Source organism: Desulfobacterales bacterium (assembly GCA_028704555.1).
Classification (GTDB): Bacteria; Desulfobacterota; Desulfobacteria; order Desulfobacterales; family JAQWFD01; genus JAQWFD01.
On sequence record JAQWFD010000026.1, the window covers coordinates 25,941 to 49,262 of the forward strand.

Consider the following 23,322-nt stretch of genomic DNA (forward strand, 5'->3'; position numbering starts at 1 on the left):
GTGCTGCTTGATACAACGCGGAAGACGGATAAACCGGCAAGCAGGACGGTGGAGTTTTTTCTGCGGCCCTTAATGAGTCTCTGCGTCAATGATAATGGATACGGTTTGATGTATTAACGCCGTCATGTTCATTGAGGCAGATAAATGAGAGCCCGGGCAGTAAGCCCGGGCTTTATGCATTATGAATGATACCATGATCAATGATTCAACTATTGCTGCCATTGCAACACCCATTGGCAATGGCGGTGTCGGAATTGTAAAAATTTCAGGTGCGGATGCCTTGCCCATAGCCCTGTCAATTTTTCGAAAGCCCGGTTTTTCTCCATATACCGAGCAGGATGAATTATATGCGTTGCAGAATGTCGAATCTCATCGCCTTTATTATGGATATGTAATCGATCCGGATCGAAGGTGGATTGTCGATGAGGTCCTTCTTGCGGTGATGAAGGCGCCGAGATCTTACACCCGTGAAGATGTGGTTGAAATCCATAGCCACGGCGGGGGAGCTGTCATGAACGCTGTGTTGAAGCTGGTTCTCAAACAGGGGGCACGGATCGCTCAACCCGGTGAATTTACAAGAAGAGCATTTGTTAATGGCCGTATTGATCTGGCACAAGCCGAGGCTGTAATTGACATTATCAACGCCACATCCCGAAGGGAATTGGAAGCGGCTGCTCATTTGCTGAAAGGGGATTTCAGCCGTCAGATTGAATCCATTCGCGGTGTCCTGGTTGATATGTTAACACAGATAGATGCCGCTATTGATTTTCCGGACGATATCGATGATGTGCTCGATAGAACCCGTGTTATTCTACAACTTCAACAGCTGGTTCTGGACCCGATTCAGGTGATGATCGACCGGTATGATAACGGTCATGTTTATCGTGACGGAATCAAGGTCGTTATCATTGGGAGACCCAATGTGGGCAAGTCGAGCCTGATGAATTGCCTTCTTGAGAAAAATCGTGTCATTGTGGCCCCTATACCCGGAACAACCCGTGATTTTATCGATGACCGGTTTAGTATCGCTGATATATCGGTAACTATTACCGACACCGCCGGATTGCATAAAACAGATGACCCTGTCGAGACGATTGGGATTGAAAAGGTTTATGACTGTATCGAACAAAGCGATCTGGTGTTGTTTGTAATTGATGGCGGATTGCCGGTCGTTGAAGAGGATTTGCATATTGTTAAAGGCATTAAGGAGAAGCCAATGATATGTGTGCTCAATAAGTCTGACCTTTTCGAAGAAGACAAGCCGGTACGGTTACCTGAAGCGTTTTCTGCTGTCCCGGTTACCCCTGTGTCCGCTCTTTTTAATAAAGGAATCAATGAGCTGAAGACTTTAATTCATTCGATGCTGGTAAAGAACGTTACGGATGGGCAGTCTGAAGTAATTCCAAATTTGAGGCACAAAATAGCCCTGGAACGCAGTGCGCTTTCGATTCGATCTTGCCAGGAAGCCTTGCGTGCGGATATGCCCGCCGAGATTGTTGCGATTGATCTGCGGGAGGGTATGGATGCGCTCGCGGAAGTATTGGGAATTAACGTCAATGAAGATATTTTGGATCATGTTTTCAGCCAGTTTTGTATTGGAAAGTAATCGTTTCACGTGAAACATGAGTAAGACTTGAAAATCGGGTAGTTGACAGATAGACGACCGCAATGTACGGAATTGGTTTTAATTACTCCACACCCCGGGTACGGCCAGTGTCGGCAGGCGCTGCTCCAAATAAAACTGGCAATTATTTTTGAGAGATTCTTATTTTAAAGTTATGGACAGCAAAAGCACCAGAACCCCATGACGGTATTGTCCTGATGCTTTTGTCGATCACCGGCCGCAGGCCTGATAATAAAAAATCCATGCCGTAAATTATTCTTCTTTCCCGATATCAAGCGTTTCATCATCGGCAATTTTTAACGGAGAACTGATACTTCCAAGCGCTGGCCCGTCATCAAAATCTTCATCCAGTTTATCATCCAGCAGTTCGTCAATCACAACGGCCTCTTCATCAATAATATCAATGGGTTGAGGGTCTTTTTTCAACAGATCGACGTCATTGAAAAAAATTTCCATCGGCTGCTGGTTTTCTGAACGATACAACGTCATGACAGACTCAGCCAGTAGATCAGCGAATTGTCCGCACGGAAACATATTCTCGGTTCTCAAACTCGAAATCAGCGAAACTTTGCCTTTTTCCATAGCCGTCTCAATCTGCTGGCGATCATAACATTCCTCGCAAAGAAAAGATAACCCGCCTTTATCCAACTCGGCAAATTCCGATATCACTAATTTGTTTTCATCATTTCGTTTTGTAAGTACGTATTTTTGTTTCAAGACACATCTCCTTTAACAGCCCTTGAATTAATTTGTTGGAAGTTGTAAATTTTTGTTGCGTTATACCGGAAATCATAAAATATCCTTCATGTCAATAAAGATATGTGTCCATATTAAAACTAATTGAAATAACAGTATTTTCCAATTTAAAAAGCAAATTTAACCGAAAGCATATCCCAATCTGTCGGTACAGCGGTACTCAATTTTTTAAGAATTTCAGGACCCGGCAAAATACCATTATCATCACCCAAAGGAAACCATATAATAATAAAATTTATTGACCTGACCGAACTTAAATGATATAAAATTTTTTTTAAAGGAGGGATGGCCGAGTGGTTGAAGGCGGCGGTCTTGAAAACCGTTGAGCTTAACGGCTCCGTGGGTTCGAATCCTACTCCCTCCGCCAGAAAGATGGAGAGATGGCCGAGTCGGCTGAAGGCGCTCGCCTGCTAAGCGAGTGTGGGGGGAAACTTCCACCGAGGGTTCGAATCCCTCTCTCTCCGCCAGCATTCAAAACCGCATGGGCCCGGGATAGAATCCCCGGGCTTTTTGCTTTTTTAATACCACACGTTCCCTGGCCCCGGCATCACCTTAAAATTAAATTACTTTTCAACGCAGGAAACCACCCCGCGTTTTTCTTTTCCGCCCTTATTTTTTTCTATGGACATAGGTTGAGATTCTTTGTTTGCGCAGAGTCAGCATCGACAGCCCGCTTACGGCCGGTCTCCGGCAGATAAGATTTTAATCCAATTTGTTGCCCCCATACCATTTCAATGATATAGTAAAAGAGTTTTTGCAGGCAGAAACGCAAGTTTGCTACAGCCTTCTGGCTGCGGAACCGGTGCTGTCAAAGTACCAAACCTTAAATTTAATAAAATTTTTCTTGCATTTATAAATGTTGTTATATATTTCTCATATGAAGAGTAATAATTTTAGGTTGTTCGTCTGAATTCGATTCGGAAAACAACTCAAATTACATTAACCATATCTGCCGCAGGAGGTGAGGGTATAACAGTTTCAAGACGACCCCAAAAACAAAGAACAAATATAAACGAAGAAATAAGAGCCAGAGAAGTCCGGTTGATAGGTCCCGACGGGAGTCAGGTCGGCGTCGTTTCAATTCGTGAAGCTCTCGCTCTCGCTGCTGATCACAGCCTTGATCTTGTCGAGCTATCTCCCACTGCAACCCCTCCGGTTTGCAAAATAATGGATTATGGGAGATATAAATACGAACTGACAAAAAAGCAGCAGGAAGCCAAGAAGAAACAGAGCACTTTTCAACTCAAGGAGATTAAAATACGGCCCAAAACCGGAGACCATGATCTTGAGGTAAAAATCGGTCACATCAGGCGATTTATTGAAAGAAAAGACAAAGTCAAGGTTACCGTAATTTTCAGGGGTCGGGAAATAACGCTTTCAAACTTGGGCAGAGAGTTGTTAAAAAAGATTGCGGATGAAACAGCTGAATTTGCGGAAGTGGAACAAAGCCCCAAATTTGAAGGCCGCACAATGATAATGGTGTTATCACCGAAATAATCAACAGACCTGCCACCCATCCTCTGAAAACGGATCTTCTTGCCGGCGTGAGTTGTATCGAAACATACTCACGCCTTCTGTTTTTTAATTCGGCCGGATTTTTACCTTGTGTCTGAACTTGTTTCTTCTCCCATTCATTTTTATAATATTTATACTTGATGATTTTTCAAAAAAAGTTTATGTTCGCAAATTTAGCGTCTGAGATAATGGCATTGTAAATTTCTACAAGCCGATCCGTCACATGCTCTTCTGTTCAAAAATGTGAGGAAGTCGGTCCTATTTATAAGCGCCGACAAGCACACTGCATATCATGGTGCGTTAAACAACACTGTAAAGGAAAAACAGAATTATGCCAAAAATAAAAACAAATCGGGCGGCTGCAAAGCGGTTTAAAAAAACAGGCTCAGGGAAATATATTTATACCAAATCCCATGCAAGCCACATTCTGACCAAAAAAACAACCAAGAGAAAGCGGTCTTTAAGAAAAGCATATGTCATTGACAAATCGGATATGAAAGAATTGAGAAGGCTTCTTCCGAACGGATAAATTATTACATACTGTTAAATAAAAAATAGGAGAAAAAGAACCGTGCGTATTAAAAGGGGTTTTAAGGCAAGAAGACGTCGCAATAAGGTATTAAAGCTGGCGAAAGGCTTTCGAGGCGGACACAGCAAATTATTTCGAACGGCCGCTGATTCCGTGGATAAAGCGCTTATGTATGCATATCGTGATCGGAAGGCAAGAAAGCGGGATTTCAGAAGGCTCTGGATTGCCCGCATCAATGCAGGTGTCCGAATGAATAATCTGCCATACAGTAAATTCATTCACGGATTAAAGCTTGCCAGTATTGAGCTTGACAGGAAGGTCCTGGCGGAGCTGGCAGTCTCTGATCCATCAGGTTTTTCTAAAATCGCAGCACTTGCATCGCAGCAGCTCTAATCTTTGGGGTGCAAGTATTTTTACCGCTGTAATAATAGATTATTCAACATTATTTAAGTAAAAATCAGAGCAAGGGAAGTGGAAAAATCTATAGAGCAGATTTATGCAGAGGCGTTGAAAGAACTTGAAACCGCTTCTGATCAAGACAGTATAGCAGCGCTTTCAACCCGATATCTGGGGCGGAAAGGTATCATAACTCTTTTTTTGAGAAATATAGCCAAGCTGCCGCCGGACCAGCGTCCCAGGGCTGGGGAAAAAGCAAACGAAGTTAAAAAAATACTGGAAAAAACGTTCAACGATACGTTGAAGTGCATTGAGACGGAAGCTTCCAAGGTCGTAGACTTCATCGACGTGTCTCTTCCGGGCAGAATTGAACAGGCGGGATCTTTGCATCCCATTTCTCAGGTCGCTCAGCAGATCTGCGGTATTTTCGCAAATCTGGGGTTTGAGATTGCCGAAGGCCCGGAGGTCGAAACGGACTATTATAATTTTGAAGCATTAAATATTCCTAAAGACCATCCGGCACGCGACATGCAGGACACATTCTATGTGTCAGACAATATCGTTCTGAGAACTCAGACATCACCCATGCAGATCCGTGTTATGGAGAAGCAGTCTCCACCGGTTCGAATCATCGCGCCGGGCAAGGTTTATCGATGTGACTCAGATTTGACCCATACCCCCATGTTCAATCAGGTGGAAGGCTTGCTGGTGGACAGGGGCGTCAGCTTTGGGGACCTGAAAGGCATCTTGACAACATTTATTCATCAAATGTTTGATGATCAGATCCGCCTCAGATTCCGCCCCAGTTTTTTCCCATTTACAGAGCCGAGTGCAGAGGTGGATATTCTGTGCGTCATGTGCAGGGGCGCCGGCTGTCGTGTGTGTTCTCAGACCGGATGGCTTGAAATACTGGGTGCTGGCATGGTGCATCCGGCTGTTTTTGAAAATGTGGGGTACGATACGTCCCGCTATACTGGATTTGCTTTTGGAATGGGTATTGAACGCATTGCCATGCTCAAATATGGAATTGATGATATTCGTAAATTCTATGAAAACGATCTCAGATTTTTAAGGCAATTTTGATATGAAAGTAAGTTTAAGCTGGCTCAAACAGTATGTCCCTGTAGAAATGGATGCAAAGGATCTGGCTGAATCACTCACTATGGCCGGATTAGAAGTTGAATCGATTTATGACCATTACGACTATCTGTCGTCTGTAGTCGTTGGCCGGATTGTAGACATAACTTGTCATCCAAATGCAGAAAAACTTCATCTCTGCAAAGTTGATGCCGGCAATAAAATGCTTTCGGTTGTATGCGGCGCTTCGAACATTAAAAAAGGGATGGTTGTGCCGTTGGCTCTTCCCGGCACAGTTCTTCCAAACGGAACGATTCTTAAAAAAACAGTTATACGCGGCGAAGCGTCTGAAGGCATGCTGTGCAGCGAAAACGAACTGGGGATCGGCACAGATTCAAACGGGATCATGGCGCTTGCCGACACACTGCCTTCAGGGCAATGCCTGTCAAAGGCTCTCAAACTTTCAGATCCGGTTCTGGACATTGATTTGACACCCAACCGGCCGGACTGCCTCAGCATCGTTGGCATTGCCAGAGAGGCTGCGGCTATCCGAAAAACCCGACTCAATTACCCGGATATCATCCTTCCAGATGCGGAAGGGGATATAGCTGATTTGACTTCCGTCACCATTGAAGCGCCGGAGTTCTGTCATAGATATACGGTAAGAGTACTTGAAAACGTCACCATCGCACCATCGCCTCCGTGGCTTCGGAACAGACTGCTTTCGATCGGTGTGCGTCCCATCAATAATATTGTCGATGTCACCAATTTCGTAATGATGGAAACCGGGCAACCGCTTCATGCATTTGATTTTGATCGTCTCGCTGAGCACCGGATCGTCGTTCGAACGGCGACTGATGGTGAAATGTTCAAAACACTGGATCAGAAAGAACGAAAACTGGCCGATGATATGCTTTTGATCTGTGATGGCAGAAAACCGATTGCCATCGCCGGTGTAATGGGTGGCTATGATTCTGAAATCAAATCCGATACCCGCCGGATTCTGCTGGAAAGCGCCTGCTTCGCCCCATCCAATATTCGTAAAGCGGCAAAAAAATTGGGGCTTGCCACCGAGGCTTCACATCGTTTTGAGCGAGGTGTTGATCCTGAGGGAACGATAAAGGCGATCAACCGGGCCGCCCAGCTGATTGGCGACCTCGCGGAAGCCATTCTGATTGGCGGTATAATCGATCAAAATCCGGTTAAAGCCGTTAAAAAGACAATCCCATTGAATGTCGGACAAACCAATTCTCGACTTGGCCTGCATCTTGATATTGCCAAAATGGCTCAACTTTTAAGTTCCGTCGGTTTCAGGACGAACAACGAAACAGATGAAACGCTTAACGTAACCGTCCCTTCATTCAGAGTGGATGTGACCCGGGAGGTAGATCTCAGCGAAGAGGTGGCCCGTCTATCCGGCTATGATACAATTCCAACTACATATCCGCTCATACCGGCGGAAAGACGGGGATCTTCGATCCTTTTCGATCTCAGAAATAAAATTAGACAATTGATGACCGGATTTGGATTCTCTGAAACGATTAACTACAGCTTTATCAGTAAGCATTCGTGTGATCGAATGCGTTTGCCCGCTGATGATCCAAAGCGGAATCAGATAATCATTTTAAATCCGATCTCAGAAGATCAGGCCGTCATGAGAAGCTCTCTGATACCAGGTCTGATGGAAACCGCACACCGAAATATATCCCAGCAGGTCAAACATCTGAAAATTTTTGAAACAGGTAAAATTTTTATCAGTACCGGAAAAGACCATTTGCCAAAGGAAACTGAAATCATTGCCGGATTATGGACGGGCTCAAAACACCCTTCCTGCTGGTACAGCAAGGAAATCGACTGTGATTTTTATGACCTCAAAGGCGTAGTGGAAGCCCTTTTGCGTGGTTTCGGTATAACCGATACCCGATTTACCCGTATGAAGGATGCTCTCTGCACATATACCAGACCCGGCTACACGGCACAAATCTTGTTCGGGCAAAGACCTGTCGGCCTTATTGGGGAAATTCATCCATCCGTATTGACCAATTATGACTTAAAACAAACCGTATATATCTTCGAACTCGATACCGCTGCCCTGAGCGACTCGATTCCTTCGGCAAAGATAGCCGTGCCGATACCCAAATTTCCATCGGTTTCCAGAGATATTACATTAATCGTATCCAATACGGTCGAAGCCCAGCATATTCCTGAGCATATTAAAGTCATGAATGAAGCGCTTATTTCAGAGATCCGTATAGTTGACATGTATGCCGGGGAGCCGATTCCTGTGGGTAAAAAAAGTCTTACACTGAGGATTACTTACAGGTCGCCGTCAGAAACCCTGGAAGACCAGACGGTCAATGAAGTTCATAAGGCTATATCTGATAAACTGTTACATGTGTTTGATGCGATGTTACCCACTTAATTCAAATTAAATCAAAATCATGCACTGTCATATGGGCAAAGAAGTGATATCCCAATCCACTTTACCGGACAAACTTTATTTTCGAATCGGTGAGGTCAGCAAGCTGTCAGGGATTCCGGCCTATGTATTGCGATTCTGGGAAATGGAATTTTCAACCATTTCACCTAAGCGTACCCCTACCGGTCAACGTCTGTACCGAAAAGGTGATGTAGAACGTATCCTTCAGATAAAGCATTTGCTTTACGATAAAAAATATACCATTCAAGGCGCCAAGCGATATTTGCGCTCTTCACGGCATTCATCCCCTGATATCGTCGATGATATTCTTATGGAATTGAAGGACATTCGGGATTTGCTTGATTAGCGCCCATATACGGTAAATGAGTTCTAATTCCCGGATAAGGGCGCGCATGAGTTTTTCGTCATGGTTCCAGTCGATGATGCGTTTCAGACTGTCGATCGGATTGAACAAAAATTTTTGTAAATTCAAACCGGAATGATGTTTCATAGGCTTGATCATTGCTGACTATATCTTTCTCATCTTAGATGGCTTGTTCAGATCTTTTTGCAACCATCTGGGAAAGTTTTATGTTGAGACCAGAATAAAAACATCCGGAGTGTCCATGTCAGCCCCCCTGATTTCTTATGTCAGAACAATTAATGGATTGATTTTAGATAGATATGATCTGTTGTAGAAAAATGGATATGACCTGTACCGTATCCATTTTTTACGTTTAATATTTTTTACGGGTTCATAACGGTTTAAAATATTGACAAAAGCAGTTTTTTGTCATATTTTTCTAAAATGATCAAGAGCGGGCATAGCTCAGTTGGTAGAGTACAAGCTTCCCAAGCTTGGTGTCGCGAGTTCGAATCTCGTTGCCCGCTCCATTCATTTGCCTTTTCTGAATAATTGATTCGGTAGCGCTTTTATCTATGTGTGTGGGGTCCGAATGTCTTCTATTTTAATGGTGTCATATGTAAGTTGAAGTAGCATTTCAATCCACAGAGCATCTATCCGCATAGATTAAAGAGAACGGGCAATAGCCCGTTTTTTTGTATTTTAGGGGTGATTAAGCACAGTGAACGCAAAAAAAAAACAAAGGGGCAGTAAACGGCCATCTGCCGTAAAACCGGTGAACAACCCGGAAAATAACGACCAGCTTGTCGATCAGGTCACCGGCCTGCTGGAGCCTTTGTGCATGGCTGAAGGCCTGGAACTGGTCCATGTTGAATACCAGTATGAATCAAGGGGGAACATTCTGCGGATTTACCTTGACAAAGCCGGGGGAATTACACTGGATAATTGTGTGAATATTTCGCATCAGATGAACGATCTTTTGGATGTCCATCTGGAAACCAGGGAAGCATTCCTTCTCGAAGTATCATCACCTGGATCGAATCGACCGGTAGGCAGGCTCAGTGATTTTCAAAAATTTAAGGGGCAGTCTGCAAGAATCAGAACTTCCCGCCCTATTGACGGGCAGAAAAATTTCAAGGGTATTTTGATGGGGCTTTCAGGTGAAACGGTAATGCTGTTGGCAAATGATAAAACAATCAATATTCCTTATGGTGATATAGCCAGAGCACGACTGGAGAATTATAACGGAGAAAGCTGATGTTTATAACAGATATCAAACGCGTTATTGATCAGGTCAGCCGGGATAAGGGGATCGATCGGGAAATTTTAGTTAAGGCACTCGAAGAGGCTTTAAAGTCAGCTGCCAAAAAACGATTTGGCAATAAAATTGATATCGAGGTAAAATACAATGAAGAAACCGGCGAAATAGAAGTTTTTCAATTTAAGGAGGTTGTGGAAGAAGTTGCCGAACCCGATATTCAAATCAGTCTCGAGGAAGCCTATACTCTGGATCCGGAATGTGAAATCGGGGACAGCCTGGGCACAAAAATGGACACATCCACATTTGGAAGGATAGCTGCCCAATCGGCTAAGCAGGTTATAATTCAAAAAATGCGGGATGCCGAACGAAGCGCTGTTTACTCAAGTTTTATCGAACGTAAAGGTGAAATCATCAATGGTATTGTACAACGATTTGACCATAACGATACGATCGTGAACCTGGGACAAACGGAGGCCATACTTCCTTCCCGGGAACAGGTCCCCAAGGAAACCTACCGGCGTGGTGATCGAATCAGAGCATACATACTCAACGTTTTGTCTGATACACGTGGCCCTCAAATCATTCTTTCTCGAACTCATCCGAATTTTTTAAGCAATTTGTTTAAAACGGAGGTCCCGGAGATCAGCGAAGGGGTCGTCAAAATCATGGGAGCCGCACGGGAGCCCGGCAGCAGATCAAAAATAGCTGTGGCATCGAGCGATTCGGATATCGATCCGGTAGGCGCATGCGTCGGAATGAAAGGCAGCCGGGTGCAAAACGTAGTACAGGAACTCAGAGGTGAAAAAATCGACATCGTGACGTGGCATCCGGATATGGCAAAGTTTGTCTGCAATGCCCTTGCTCCGGCTGACATATCAAGAGTCGTTATCGACGAGGACAACCATTCAATGGAAGTGATCGTTCCTGATGAGTCACTTTCCGTAGCCATTGGGAAAAAAGGGCAGAATGTTCGGCTGGCCAGCAAACTGACCGGATGGCGACTTGATGTCAAGAGCGAATCGAAATACAGTAAAACATTAAAAGCAGGCTATGAATCGTTGGTGTCCCTTCCAGGCATTACCATCAGTCTGGCAGATGCACTGTATGAAAAAGGATTTTATTCTGCCGAAGAACTGGCTCAATGCAATCTGGAGGATTTAACTCAAATCCCGGGAATTACCGAAGTAGATGCGAACCGTATCATTGAATCAGCCAGACAACATCGTGAGCTGGAACAGCAGACGGATACTGAACCACGAAAAACCGATTCAGGGGATACATCGGAAAGCGGAATCATATTACCGGACACAAAAATTCATGAAGACAGCTGAAACCAATTTTGATTAATCCGATGAAAGCACCATCAGGTGCTTATCAAGAGATTAACAAACTTTTGAATAAAACTTAAGTGAAGGGGGATTGATGGCAAAGATCAGAGTTTATGAGCTTGCCAGGGATCTTAATATGCAGAATAAGGATCTCCTTGATAAGTTAAGCGAGATGGGAATCCGCGTAAGGAGCCACATGAGCTCTCTGGATAAAGAAACAATCGGCAAGATTAAAGCCGGCCTTCACGGGTCCGGCAAGGATTCCGTAGAAGACAAGCGGGTCAAGTCCACAGTAATTCGAAGGCGGCGCATAGAAATCAAGCCCGAACCGGTTCTGAGTGAAGCCCGGCAGCCGTCTGAAAACAGGGACGAAGAAAAAACGGTTATCCCCGAAGCCGTTTCAGAAGAGGTACAGGTGCCTGAAGCAACTGAATCAACTGAAGCAATTGAAGCGCCTGAGTCGACAGCCATCGTCGCGGATCCCGAAGCAATCGCCGCTACAGCTTTTCCTGAAGTGACTGAAATAAAGTCTTCCGAAGCGGCAGAAGAATTTAAAGCGGCAGAAGAAACGCCGGAAGAACGCAAAGCGGAGAAACCTGAACCTGTATCCGAACCCGCACTTGAACCGGTTACCCCCCCACGGAAAGCAGCTGTTGTCCCGAAGCCCAGAAAATCAAGAAAACATGAGCCGGCAAAAATTATCAGGCTGGGTGTAGTTCAGCCAAAGGAAGCCTTGAAAACCAAAGCGGAGGAACCAAAGGAGCGGATTAAACCGACTGGAAAAGTCATCCCCAAACGCGAACTTGAACCTGAAATTTCTAAACCCAAGCCTTCACTCAAAAAATCTGTTCCACAAATAGAGGCGGAAGAAGAAAAACCTAAAAAGAAGTGGAAGAGAAAACCGGAAGAACCCGTCGACGACCGTAAATTTTTCAAAAAGAAAATTAGCTTTCGACGAAAAGAAATCGTTGAAGGGGCAGCGCTTTATTCCGCCAAACAATTGCCCAGGAAGGGGCGCAAAGGTGCTGTAGCAAAAGCGGCAGCGCAGACTGAAAAGCCTCACATCACCATTCCCAAAGCGATTAAGCGTCGGGTAAAAATTGACGATACCATTATTCTTTCAGAACTGGCCAAACGAATGGGGATCAAAGCCGCTGAAATGATTAAAAAGCTTATGGGGTTAGGCGTCATGGCGACCGTTAACCAGACCATTGATTTTGAAACGGCCACTCTGGTAGCAACAGAATTTAATTACGAAGTCGAAAAAGCCTCATTTGAAGAAGAGACCGTCATGCGGGCAGAACGCGATGATCCATCCACGCTGATCGAAAGGCCTCCTGTTGTAACCATTATGGGGCATGTTGATCATGGCAAGACCTCACTTCTTGACGTCATCCGTAAAACGAAAATAACCGAATATGAGGCCGGGGGAATCACTCAGCATATCGGTGCCTATTACGTATCAACGGGAAAAGGCCAAATCGTCTTCCTCGATACACCCGGCCATGAGGCATTTACGGCCATGAGGGCCAGGGGCGCCATGGTCACTGACCTTGTCGTGCTGGTTGTCGCTGCCGATGACGGGGTAATGCCTCAAACCATCGAGGCAATCAATCATTCGAAAGCATGCGGGGTACCGATCATTGTCGCCATCAATAAAATTGATAAGGCCAATGCCGATCTGGATCGTGTCCAGCGGGAACTTTCCGAAATAGGTCTGATCCCGGAAAGCTGGGGGGGGGATACTATTTTTGTAAAAGTATCCGCCAAAAAGAATCAGGGGATTGATGAGCTGCTTGAAATGATACTGCTTCAGGCCGAATTGCTGGAACTGAAAGCCAATCCGGACAAGCTGGCTAAGGGTCATGTTATTGAAGCCAAGCTGGATTCCGGTCGGGGTCCCGTGGCAACCGTCCTGGTTCAGGAGGGAACCCTTCATGTCGGAGATTCGGTAGTCTGCGGGGTCTGTTATGGTAAAGTCCGGGCAATGCACAACGACAGGGGCGTCCAGACAACATCTGCAGGGCCGTCCATTCCCGTTGAAATTATCGGCCTTTCCGGTGTGCCGCAGGCCGGGGATGAATTCACCGTTCTTGCCGACGAAAAAGATGCCAAGCAGGTCAGTGCTTACCGGACCCAGAAACAGCGGGCGCAGGAGTTAGCGAAAACCAGCCGTCTGAGCCTGGAAAAATTGTACGAACAGATGCAAAAAGGCGAGATTAAGGACCTGAACCTGATTATTAAAGGGGACGTTAGCGGTTCAATCGAGGCGCTGAGAGATTCTCTGATAAAACTGTCGAATGAAGAAGTCAATATTCATATTGTCCATTCCGCTACGGGGACCATTACAGAATCGGATGTGTCGCTTGCGGCCGTATCCGATTCCATCATCGTCGGGTTTAATGTGCGTCCTACCCCCAAGGTTCAGTCGCTTGCGGATGAAGAAAATGTGGATATCCGTTATTACGACATCATCTACAATGCCATACAGGAAATCAAGGATGCCATTGTAGGCCTGATGGCGTCGACCTTCAAGGAGCAGGTTCTTGGAAGAGCCGAAGTCCGGGAAGTATTTCATGTGCCCAAAGTCGGTGCGATTGCCGGATGCTATGTCACGGATGGTAAAATTGAACGGGGTCAGCTGGCCCGGCTTATCCGGGATGGCATCGTACGCTATAATGGAAAAATTTCATCCCTTCGCCGTTTTAAAGATGATGTCAAAGAAGCTCACAGCGGTTATGAATGTGGGATCAGTCTCGAAAATTATAACGACATTAAACTGGACGATGTCATCGAATGCTATTATATGGAGGAAATCAAACCCGAACTGGTTTAAAACAACCGGGGGGGCGGATTTGTAAAAATCGTCCGGGTGGCCATATCCTTATAGAGGTTCAAATGAGATAGCATGCATATGGGGTTATTTCTGAAAGCATGAGATATACATCAATATGATTGCGGGATGTGGAATAATTATATTCAGAATTCATGAATCCCATTCGCTTAAAGACAAGCGCAGGGTTGTCAAATCGATTATTGACCGTATTCGAAACCGCTTCAATGTTTCAATGGCCGAAGTGGGCGCCAACGATATGTATCAGCGGGTGGAGATTGGCTTTGCTCTGGTAGGTAACGACCCGGCAGTAATCAATTCAAAAATTGACAAACTGTTTAACTCGGCAGAAGCTCTGGGGCTTGCCGAAATCATACATACCGAAATGGAAATTATTCATCTATGACCACTTTTTCGCGATCTGACAGAGTCGGCGTTTTAATACAACAGGTGTTGTCGGATATCCTGAGAAAAGGCATTCAGGACCCGCGCCTTGATCTGACAACAATCAGCGCTGTAAAAATGTCCCGTGATCTTCGGACAGCAAAAATTTACTTTGTCACGTCCGGAGGCGACGAAAAAAGAGAAGCTGCTGAACAAGCCTTTCAACACGCGCTGGGATTTATTAAACGCAGCCTTGCCAGTCAATTGAATTTAAGATATATGCCAGAGCTTAAATTTTTTTATGATCAATCGTTTGATTACGGATCACATATAGATCGCTTATTAAAATCAGTTCAACGTGATGATGAATCAAATCCAACAAATTCTGAAAAATAGCCGTCAGGTTTTATTGGCGACCCATACGCATCCTGACGGAGACGCGATTGGATCCTTAATCGCCATCGGCCTTTGCTTGGACGCGTTGGATAAAAAATGCACCTGGTATAATGAAGACCCTATTCCAGCCGTATACCGGTTCCTCCCATCCGTGGAACGAATTACCAATGAGTTAACCGATATCCGTCTGTATGATACCGCCGTGGTGGTAGATTGCGGGGATTTGGATCGAATAGGAAAGGCCGCGCGGATCATCGGCCGTGTACCGGTTGTCATTGATATTGATCATCATCTTACAAACCGCGGTTTCGGGGATGTTCAACTGATTGATCCGGGTGCAAGCTCTACAGCAGAAATTATCTATCGTCTGATACAGACAATGGATATCCCAATGAATCGAAGCATTGCAACCGCCATCTATACGGGTATTCTGACCGACACCGGTTCATTCAGGTTTCAGAATACCAACCGATCGGCTTTCGAGATAAGCTGCAAGATGCTTGATTTCGGGGTTGATCCATACACGGTTGCCAAACATGTCTTTGGCATGTATTCTCTGGAACGTATCCGCCTGCTGAATCTGGCGTTGGATACGATTGAAATCTCAAAAGACGGGAACATTTCGTTAATGACCGTAACGAGTGCTATGCTTGAGAAAACTTCTACGCATATCGAAGATCTGGATGGCCTGATTAATTATGCCCTGCGTATACAGGATGTAAAAATGGCTTCACTGATTCAGGAAAACGTGACTGATGCGACAGACGGCAAACAGAAGCATTTTTATATCAGTTTACGGTCAACCGGATCCGTGGACGTTGCTTCGATCGCCGCTTCTTTCGGTGGAGGTGGCCATTTCAATGCCGCCGGATTTGAAATCGATTCAGATTTGCCGACATTGAAACAACTGATTTTTAAATTGTCTGACACGTTTTGAAACCATTGACACCAGATAAATTAAACGGTTTAATTGTTATCGACAAGCCAGCGGATATGTCTTCGGCAAGGGTAGTGTCCAGGGTCAAAAAACTGCTGAACGCGAAAAAAGTCGGACACACCGGCACGCTCGATCCTTTTGCCACCGGCCTGTTGATTTGCTGCATTAATGATGCCACCCGACTGGCCGGTTTTTTTCTTAACGGCTGCAAAACGTATCAGGCGATTCTTCAACTTGGAGTGGAAACCGATACTCAGGATTGCACCGGAACGGTTACGTCAACACAGGATGTGGGTGAATACTCCGATTCGGAGATTGAATCGGTGTTTAACGCATTTACAGGCAGCCTTTTTCAACAACCACCGATTTTCTCGGCCTTGAAGCATATGGGAATCCCCCTCTACAAGCTGGCCAGAAGTGGAAAGCCGTTTCAAAAAGCGCCGCGTCGAGTGACGATCAGCTCGATGAACATAGTGGATATTCAGCTGCCCACAATCAGTTTTGAAGTTACCTGCTCTGCAGGGACCTATATCAGAACTTTGAGTGCGGACATTGGCAACGCACTGGGCTGTGGGGGGCACCTGAAACAGCTTCGCAGAATATCAAGTTCCGGATTGACGATCCGGGAAGCGGTCTCTCTTGCCGAATTGCAGCAACTTTTTGATTCTGACTCTCTTGAACAAAAACTGATCCGCATGACCGATGCACTACCGGATATGCCGGAATACATCGCTTATAACGGTTTGGCGGATCAGATACAGCACGGCGTTATCTTAAAACAAAATGATATAGAATTTTCTATGGACGCACATGCCGCCAATCATCTGAAGGTTGTCGATAGAGAAAAAAATTTATTAGCCGTTTTAAGATATGATAGAAATAGTTGTATTTATCATTATTGTTGTGTATTCAGGACGCAACATGATGTATTATAAATATTACCAGCAGAGTACGAATTCAGGTGTTGAACAGAAAAAATAAGGCACCCGACAGATAATAAAGATATCCCGCGGTCCGTTTCTGTGACAGACCGGAATAAACGACCGTTTGAAAGGGCTTGGATCAATTGATCTTATTGATCTGTACGGCGCTGACACGGTGGCATGAAAAAGATAGGTTTATGGTTCCATCAGGTCTTTTAACCTATTGATAAACTTAAGATTGAAAAATAGGAGGCTCAAAAAAGTGGTTCTAACAGTAGAAAATAAACAGCAGTTAATCGGACAGTATAAACTTCATGATGGCGACACAGGCTCTCCGGAGGTTCAAATTGCTCTGTTAACCCATCGGATAACATATCTGACTGAGCATTTAAAGATTCACAAAAAAGACCATCATTCCAGGAGAGGCTTACTGATGATGGTTGGAAGAAGACGGCGACTGTTGAATTATGTAAAGAACAAAGATGTTAAACGATATCGAAACATAATCGATGATCTAGGATTAAGAAGATAATTTATTCATACTGTCATACAACGCCGTATCATAAAACACACAGATCAGGCACTTATAGCTACGGCTGATAATATCCGTTTTCAGCCGTATGATTTTAATTCATACTGCTTAGTATATCAGCAACCGGTTATTGTGTGTTTAACGGATGAAACAGGCCTTTAGTAGTGACTGCTCAATACCCGGATCGCTGAACAGGAAACTCTGTTACGTAAAAACTAAGTCATGTATTTTGACTAGGAGAGAATTATGGGAATTACGTTAGCCGCTGAAGTCGGTGGCAAATCACTGACGATTCAAACGGGCGATGTCGCAAAACAGGCCTCAGGCTCGGTAGTTGTACAATACGGCGAAACCATTGTGCTGGTTACCGTCGTTTCGTCCTACGAAGAACGCCCCGGGGTTGATTTTCTGCCTCTATCCGTAGAGTATCAGGAAAAAATATATGCCGCTGGCCGCATTCCGGGGAATTATTTCAGGCGTGAAATTGGCAGGCCCAGCGAAAAGGAAATTCTGACCTGCCGGCTGATTGACCGGCCGATACGTCCTTTGTTCCCCAAGGGCTATCGAAGTGAAATTCAGGTCATCGCGACCGTGCTTTCCATGGATCAGGAAAATGATCCGGATATTCTGGCAATGATCGGGGCATCTGCCGCGCTTGAAATCTCGGACATCCCGTTTGAGGGTCCCATTGCAAGCGTTCGTGTTGCGCGGATTGACGGTGAGCTGGTCATTAATCCGGAACTCAATGATCTGGAAAAAGCCGACATCAATATCGTTGTCGCCGGTTCAAGAAGCGGTGTGGTCATGGTTGAAGGCGGCGGCAATATCATCTCGGAAGCCGATATCCTCGAAGCTATCTTTTTCGGCCATAAAGCCATACAACCGCTGATCGATCTGCAATTAAAATTAAAAGAGCTTATCGGAAAACCCAAACGCGCTTTTACGCAACTTGAACAAGATCAGGCCCTGATCGACAAAATACATACCCTGGTCGGCTCCCGAATGAGAGAATGTCTTATCATCCCGGAAAAGGTTCCAAGAAATGATGCCATGCGAAACTTCAGGGCACAGGTGCTTGATGAGCTGGGAGAGGATTATGAAGATCGAAAGCCGGAGGTCCATGCCATATTAAATGACCTTCAGAAAACCATCTGCAGAAAGTTGATCACTGAAGAAGGCCGACGAATCGACAACCGCAGCTTTGATCAGATACGTCCGATTACCTGCAAAACGGGCATTTTACCCAGGCCCCATGGCAGCGCCCTGTTTACACGCGGTGAAACGCAGGTGCTCGGGGTTCTGACCCTCGGCTCCGGTCTGGATGAACAGCGGGTGGAAACATTACTGGGAGAAGAATCCCGTCCTTTCATGCTCCATTATAATTTTCCGCCGTTTTCAGTGGGTGAAACCCGACGGATGTTTGGCCCCAGCCGAAGAGATATCGGGCATGGCGGACTGTCTACCAGAGCCATAGAGAAAGTGTTGCCGCCCAAAGGTGATTTTGATTACACGATTCGCCTCGTTTCCGAGGTTCTCGAGTCCAACGGATCTTCATCGATGGGGACCATTTGCAGCTGTATCATGGCCCTGATGGATGGAGGCGTTCCGATTAAAGCACCGGTTGCCGGCATTGCCATGGGCCTGGTACAGGAAGATGATAAGGTTGTCATTTTATCCGACATCCTTGGCGATGAGGATCATACCGGGGATATGGATTTTAAGGTCGCCGGAACCAGTGAGGGCATTACGGCACTGCAGATGGATATCAAGATTCATGAACTGTCCAGGGATATCCTTGAAAAAGCGCTTGAGCAGGCCAGGGTCGGCCGGCTTCATATTCTGGGTAAAATGATGGAAGCCATCAGTCAGCCCAGAGTTGATATTTCTCCATACGCTCCAAAAATCGTCACAATAGAAATCAATCCCAACAAAATTCGTGACATCATCGGCCCGGGTGGAAAAATTATACGTGCCATGCAGGCTGAGACCAATACCCGCATTGAAATCGATGACAGCGGGCTGGTCAAAATAGCCGCTTTTTCCACAGAGGACGCAGAAGCGGCTCTGAAGCTGATCCGCGGAATTGTCGTTGAACCGGAGGTCGGCGTGATTTATGAAGGAACTGTCGTGAAGATTATGGACTTCGGGGCATTTGTTCAAATTTTGCCCGGTACGGACGGACTGGTCCATATTTCACAACTTGACACCCGTCGGGTACAGAACGTAACCGATGTCGTCAAGGAAGGGGACAGCATTAAAGTAAAAGTGCTTGAGATATCCCGGGACGGCAAAATTCGATTAAGTCGCAAAGCCGTTCTGGAAGACGAACATGGCAATGCTGATAAATAAAACCTGCCTTGATAACGGAATCCGTGTGCTGTCATGCCATATGCCTTCAATTCGTTCGGTCACAATGGGGGTCTGGGTCAATGTCGGCGCACGCGATGAAACCCTTTCAGAAAACGGGTTGTCCCATTTAATAGAGCATATGATCTTTAAAGGGACAACTCATCGAAGTGCATTTCAAATTGCAAAAGAATTCGATGCCATTGGCGGGCAGACCAACGCATTTACGACTATGGAGCACACGTGTTATCATGCCAGAGTCATGGATACACACCTGCGCACCATGGTCGATATTCTTTCCGATATTTTTTTAAACTCCGTATTTGACAATTCGGAACTGGAAAAGGAAATCCCGGTCATTCTTCAGGAAATCAGTATGCTGGAAGAACTCCCGGATGATTACATTCATTTTCTTCTGGAAAAAGACTTCTGGGGAAACAGTCCTCTGGGTCAATCCATTTTAGGTACCACTGAAAAAATCACCGGCTTAACGACAACGGATATCCGGAATTTTTTTAATCACCATTATCAGGCTGAGCGAATTGTCATATCCGCCGCCGGCAATATCGATCATGGCCGTTTTATTGATTTGATCGAACCGTATTTCAATTCTATTCCGGCCGGAACCTTTAAATTTGATCGTACGCCTCCACCCATGAATTACAGGGTCAATGTGTACGAAAGACCGCTCGAACAGGTTCATGCCTGCATAGGCACAAACGGATTGTCGTTGACAGATCCGCGCCGTTTTGCGTTTTCCCTGCTCAATACATTGCTGGGTGGCAACATGAGTTCGAAATTATTTCAGGAAATTCGTGAGAAAAGGGGCCTTGCCTACTACGTTTATTCATTTATTTCTTCTTACGAGGATACGGGAATGTTCGGCGCTTATGTGGCGGTTCATCCAAAGCATCTGTTAGAGACTATCGAACTTATTGTCAAAGGGATGCGCAGTTTTAAATTAAACCGGATCACGGCATCGGAGCTGAAGGATGCCGGTGAATACATTAAAACCGGCCTGTATATGGCATCAGAAAGCCCGGAAAGCCAGATGTTCCGCCTGGCACAGAATGAAGTCAATTTCGGCGATTATATTCCGTTGGAGACCGTTATTGAACAAATTGAATCCGTGACGCAAGATGATATCTTGGAGTTGGCAGACTCGTTGTTCAGCCCCGGCTGCCAAGCCTTGACCATGCTGGGCCCGGTACACGGTAACGATTCATTTAACGACTTATTGGCTCAGGTGTAATTGTCAGAATGGACACATCTCCAGTTTTGAAATTTGTCCGGTTACGGCCCGAAGTGACTTCGGATATTCCATTGCCCCGTTATATGACGCCTCAATCGGCGGGTATGGATATCTATGCGGCTGTCGAAACGGATTTGGTGCTCAACCCGGGAGATATCCGTCTGGTTCCGAGCGGATTGGCCGTGGCCCTGCCGGTCGGATTTGAAGCTCAGATTCGGCCTAGAAGCGGATTGGCTGTCAGATACGGGATTGGTATCATCAATTCACCCGGCACCATCGATGCGGATTACCGCGGGGAGATCATGATCCCGTTGATTAATTTCGGTAAAACTGAATTTGTCATTCACCACGGCAACAGAATCGCCCAGATGGTGATACAAAAAGTTTATCAGGTTAAACTCCATCCGGTGGAGGTCCTCGATGAAACAGAACGCAATACCGGCGGATTCGGTCATACCGGCATATAAGATGATGGATCGGAGATGACACCCGAAGGTTGTACCGATACATTTTCATCATCATCTGATGACCCGGATCTGACAGTATGTGTGCTGGCCAGCGGAAGTAAGGGAAACAGCATTTATGTATCCGATGGGCATACGTCACTGCTGTTTGACGCCGGGCTTTCGGGCATAGAAATTGAACGGCGCCTCAATTCACGAAACCTGTCCCCCGATCAACTCAACGCAATCATCGTCTCCCATGAACATGAAGACCATATTCGAAGTGTTGGCGTTCTTGCAAGGCGTTATAACCTGCCGGTATATATGAGTTCAAAAGCTCAGCTGTCAGCATCTTCTCGGATAGGGGCGCTCGGTCAGGTAATCCCCCTTCAATGCGGCTGCGCTCAATGCATCAATTCATTCACCATACATCCGTTTTATGTATCCCATGATGCCGAAGATCCTATGGGATTTACAATTCAAAAAAATAATTTTAAGATTGGAATTGCGACGGATCTTGGAATAGTGACAACGATGGTGAAAGAGCATCTGAAAGGATGCCAGGTATTAATTCTTGAAGCAAACCATGATTCAGACATGCTGGCCAATGGGCCTTATCCCTGGCACCTGAAACAGCGAATAAGGAGCAGAAGCGGGCATCTTTCCAATGAGGATGCCGGTCGCCTGCTAAAGGAAATCAAGCACCCGGATCTTCAATATGTGATACTGGCTCATTTGAGCGAACAAAATAACACCCCTGAAAAGGCGTTGCGTGAAGCCGGTCAATCGCTGGCCAGTTCATCGGCAAACTTAATGGTTTCGACCCAGGCTGTCTGTGGCCGTTTGATCCACCTGCACTCCTGACAGCCGTGTCTTTTTCGATGGCTGGCCGGGACAACCCCCTCAGACTGTGTGCTCAGCCTCCTCCAGATCAGGATTGTTTTATTGGCCAATCATATTTAATGCTGTCTGAGTAATATCCTGAAGCGGCACCACTTTTTCCACGGCACCACGTTTGATCGCCTCTTTTGGCATGCCAAACACGACACAACTTTTTTCATCCTGAGCTATGGTGAATGCGCCGTTTTCTCTCATTTTCAGTAATCCGTCAGCTCCATCCGCGCCCATCCCTGTCAAAATAATCCCCAGAGCGTTTGCGCCCGCATATTCAGCTACCGATTGAAACAACACATCAACCGATGGTCTCTGGTGATGCACCAGAGGTCCCTGCTTGACCTGAACATAGTATCGAGAGCCGTTTCGACGCAGCAGCATATGATAATTTCCGGGTGCAATCAGGACGTTTCCATTGGATATGGAGTCTCCATCCGCTGCCTCTTTGACCCTTACCTCGCAAAGAGAATTTAATCGTTCCGCAAACGAGGCGGTGAAGTTCTGGGGCATATGCTGTACCACCAGAATGCCGGGGGAGTTTGACGGCATTTTCATTAATACGGTTTTCAGTGCCTCGGTACCCCCGGTTGACGCACCAATTGCAAAAAGTTTGTTCGTGGTCTCGACCAGCGCCCTGGACAACTTGACCGGCTTATCGGTATCCACATCTGTTCTCTTGATCTGCACTTTCACTCTGGCGACTGCCCGGATTTTATCGGCCAGCTGAATACTCATATCTCCGACCGAATAGGATGTATTGGGTTTGGATATCACGTCAACGGCCCCTATTGACAGTGCCTCCAGTGCCAGTTTGCTGCCCTGCTGGGTCAGTGAGCTGACGATGATCACAGGAAGCGGATAATATTTCATGAGTTTTTTGAGGAATGTGAGGCCATCCATCCTTGGCATTTCAATGTCCAATGTGATGACATCGGGTTTTAATCGAACAATTTTATCTCTTGCCACGTAAGGATCCGGGGCGGTTCCAACAATTTCGATCCCCTTTTCCCTGGACAATTCTTCGGAAAAAACTTTCCGTACAACCGCTGAATCATCAACTATCAACACTCTTATATTTTGTGCCATTTCAGATATTTGCCAATTCATTTGATT

At 45.7% G+C, this 23,322-nt stretch carries 21 protein-coding genes and 3 tRNA genes; 22 read left to right on the plus strand and 2 right to left on the minus strand.

What is annotated here, in order from left to right:
* Nucleotides 1–193: 193 nt before the first annotated feature.
* Nucleotides 194–1,606: a tRNA uridine-5-carboxymethylaminomethyl(34) synthesis GTPase MnmE gene (mnmE, locus tag PHQ97_10670; protein ID MDD4393197.1), complete on the plus strand. Its 1,413-nt coding sequence runs from the start codon at nucleotides 194–196 to the stop codon at nucleotides 1,604–1,606.
* Between the two features lie 270 nt (nucleotides 1,607–1,876).
* On the opposite strand, the gene PHQ97_10675 is transcribed toward mnmE, so the two are convergent.
* Nucleotides 1,877–2,341: a hypothetical protein gene (locus PHQ97_10675; GenBank protein ID MDD4393198.1), complete on the minus strand. Its 465-nt coding sequence runs from the start codon at nucleotides 2,339–2,341 to the stop codon at nucleotides 1,877–1,879.
* Nucleotides 2,342–2,659: 318 nt separating this feature from the next.
* Here PHQ97_10675 and PHQ97_10680 point away from each other — a divergent pair.
* The 21 genes from PHQ97_10680 to PHQ97_10780 all read left to right on the plus strand — a co-directional run bounded on the left by PHQ97_10680 (nucleotide 2,660) and on the right by PHQ97_10780 (nucleotide 22,179).
* Nucleotides 2,660–2,747: transfer RNA gene (locus PHQ97_10680), tRNA-Ser, on the plus strand.
* Nucleotides 2,748–2,754: 7 nt separating this feature from the next.
* Nucleotides 2,755–2,847: transfer RNA gene (locus tag PHQ97_10685), tRNA-Ser, on the plus strand.
* A 502-nt stretch (nucleotides 2,848–3,349) separates the two neighbouring features.
* Nucleotides 3,350–3,877 (plus strand): translation initiation factor IF-3, encoded by a 528-nt coding sequence (gene infC / locus PHQ97_10690; GenBank protein MDD4393199.1) that lies wholly within the window; start codon nucleotides 3,350–3,352, stop codon nucleotides 3,875–3,877.
* 349 nt (nucleotides 3,878–4,226) lie between these two features.
* Nucleotides 4,227–4,424 (plus strand): 50S ribosomal protein L35, encoded by a 198-nt coding sequence (gene rpmI / locus PHQ97_10695; protein ID MDD4393200.1) that lies wholly within the window; start codon nucleotides 4,227–4,229, stop codon nucleotides 4,422–4,424.
* Between the two features lie 42 nt (nucleotides 4,425–4,466).
* The gene (gene rplT / locus PHQ97_10700; protein ID MDD4393201.1) at nucleotides 4,467–4,817 is read left to right on the plus strand and encodes a 50S ribosomal protein L20; all 351 of its coding nucleotides are present in this window, start codon (nucleotides 4,467–4,469) and stop codon (nucleotides 4,815–4,817) included.
* Nucleotides 4,818–4,895: 78 nt separating this feature from the next.
* Nucleotides 4,896–5,903 carry a phenylalanine--tRNA ligase subunit alpha gene (gene pheS, locus PHQ97_10705; protein MDD4393202.1) on the plus strand — a complete coding sequence of 336 codons (1,008 nt, stop codon included), beginning with the start codon at nucleotides 4,896–4,898 and terminating at the stop codon, nucleotides 5,901–5,903.
* 1 nt (nucleotide 5,904) lies between these two features.
* Nucleotides 5,905–8,319, plus strand: a complete 2,415-nt coding sequence (gene pheT / locus PHQ97_10710) for a phenylalanine--tRNA ligase subunit beta (protein MDD4393203.1) — start codon at nucleotides 5,905–5,907, stop codon at nucleotides 8,317–8,319.
* A 31-nt stretch (nucleotides 8,320–8,350) separates the two neighbouring features.
* On the plus strand, nucleotides 8,351–8,683 hold the full coding sequence (locus tag PHQ97_10715) for a MerR family transcriptional regulator (protein ID MDD4393204.1): 333 nt from the start codon (nucleotides 8,351–8,353) through the stop codon (nucleotides 8,681–8,683).
* A 451-nt stretch (nucleotides 8,684–9,134) separates the two neighbouring features.
* A tRNA-Gly gene (locus PHQ97_10720) sits at nucleotides 9,135–9,210 on the plus strand.
* A 191-nt stretch (nucleotides 9,211–9,401) separates the two neighbouring features.
* Nucleotides 9,402–9,938 carry a ribosome maturation factor RimP gene (locus PHQ97_10725; protein ID MDD4393205.1) on the plus strand — a complete coding sequence of 179 codons (537 nt, stop codon included), beginning with the start codon at nucleotides 9,402–9,404 and terminating at the stop codon, nucleotides 9,936–9,938.
* Nucleotides 9,938–11,272: a transcription termination factor NusA gene (gene nusA, locus PHQ97_10730; protein ID MDD4393206.1), complete on the plus strand. Its 1,335-nt coding sequence runs from the start codon at nucleotides 9,938–9,940 to the stop codon at nucleotides 11,270–11,272. Before PHQ97_10725 ends, nusA begins: the two co-directional genes overlap by 1 nt.
* A 91-nt stretch (nucleotides 11,273–11,363) precedes the next feature.
* Nucleotides 11,364–14,105: a translation initiation factor IF-2 gene (infB, locus tag PHQ97_10735; GenBank protein MDD4393207.1), complete on the plus strand. Its 2,742-nt coding sequence runs from the start codon at nucleotides 11,364–11,366 to the stop codon at nucleotides 14,103–14,105.
* A 115-nt stretch (nucleotides 14,106–14,220) separates the two neighbouring features.
* Nucleotides 14,221–14,508, plus strand: a complete 288-nt coding sequence (locus PHQ97_10740) for a DUF503 domain-containing protein (protein MDD4393208.1) — start codon at nucleotides 14,221–14,223, stop codon at nucleotides 14,506–14,508.
* Complete coding sequence (rbfA, locus tag PHQ97_10745) at nucleotides 14,505–14,882, plus strand: 30S ribosome-binding factor RbfA (protein ID MDD4393209.1); 378 nt, start codon at nucleotides 14,505–14,507, stop codon at nucleotides 14,880–14,882. The genes PHQ97_10740 and rbfA overlap by 4 nt, the downstream gene beginning before the upstream one ends.
* The gene (locus PHQ97_10750) at nucleotides 14,848–15,819 is read left to right on the plus strand and encodes a bifunctional oligoribonuclease/PAP phosphatase NrnA (GenBank protein MDD4393210.1); all 972 of its coding nucleotides are present in this window, start codon (nucleotides 14,848–14,850) and stop codon (nucleotides 15,817–15,819) included. Before rbfA ends, PHQ97_10750 begins: the two co-directional genes overlap by 35 nt.
* Nucleotides 15,816–16,754 (plus strand): tRNA pseudouridine(55) synthase TruB, encoded by a 939-nt coding sequence (gene truB / locus PHQ97_10755; protein MDD4393211.1) that lies wholly within the window; start codon nucleotides 15,816–15,818, stop codon nucleotides 16,752–16,754. Before PHQ97_10750 ends, truB begins: the two co-directional genes overlap by 4 nt.
* A gap of 250 nt (nucleotides 16,755–17,004) precedes the next feature.
* Nucleotides 17,005–17,274 (plus strand): 30S ribosomal protein S15, encoded by a 270-nt coding sequence (gene rpsO, locus PHQ97_10760; GenBank protein ID MDD4393212.1) that lies wholly within the window; start codon nucleotides 17,005–17,007, stop codon nucleotides 17,272–17,274.
* A 246-nt stretch (nucleotides 17,275–17,520) separates the two neighbouring features.
* Complete coding sequence (gene pnp, locus PHQ97_10765) at nucleotides 17,521–19,623, plus strand: polyribonucleotide nucleotidyltransferase (GenBank protein ID MDD4393213.1); 2,103 nt, start codon at nucleotides 17,521–17,523, stop codon at nucleotides 19,621–19,623.
* Nucleotides 19,604–20,872, plus strand: a complete 1,269-nt coding sequence (locus PHQ97_10770) for a pitrilysin family protein (GenBank protein MDD4393214.1) — start codon at nucleotides 19,604–19,606, stop codon at nucleotides 20,870–20,872. The genes pnp and PHQ97_10770 overlap by 20 nt, the downstream gene beginning before the upstream one ends.
* Before the next feature lie 8 nt (nucleotides 20,873–20,880).
* A complete protein-coding gene (gene dut / locus PHQ97_10775) occupies nucleotides 20,881–21,339 on the plus strand; it encodes a dUTP diphosphatase (GenBank protein ID MDD4393215.1) in 459 nt (152 codons plus the stop codon).
* A gap of 15 nt (nucleotides 21,340–21,354) precedes the next feature.
* Nucleotides 21,355–22,179, plus strand: coding sequence for an MBL fold metallo-hydrolase (locus PHQ97_10780; protein ID MDD4393216.1), 825 nt, complete (start codon nucleotides 21,355–21,357; stop codon nucleotides 22,177–22,179).
* A 78-nt stretch (nucleotides 22,180–22,257) separates the two neighbouring features.
* Here the strand turns inward: PHQ97_10780 and PHQ97_10785 are convergent, their stop codons facing one another.
* Complete coding sequence (locus PHQ97_10785) at nucleotides 22,258–23,295, minus strand: chemotaxis response regulator protein-glutamate methylesterase (protein MDD4393217.1); 1,038 nt, start codon at nucleotides 23,293–23,295, stop codon at nucleotides 22,258–22,260.
* Nucleotides 23,296–23,322: the final 27 nt, after the last annotated feature.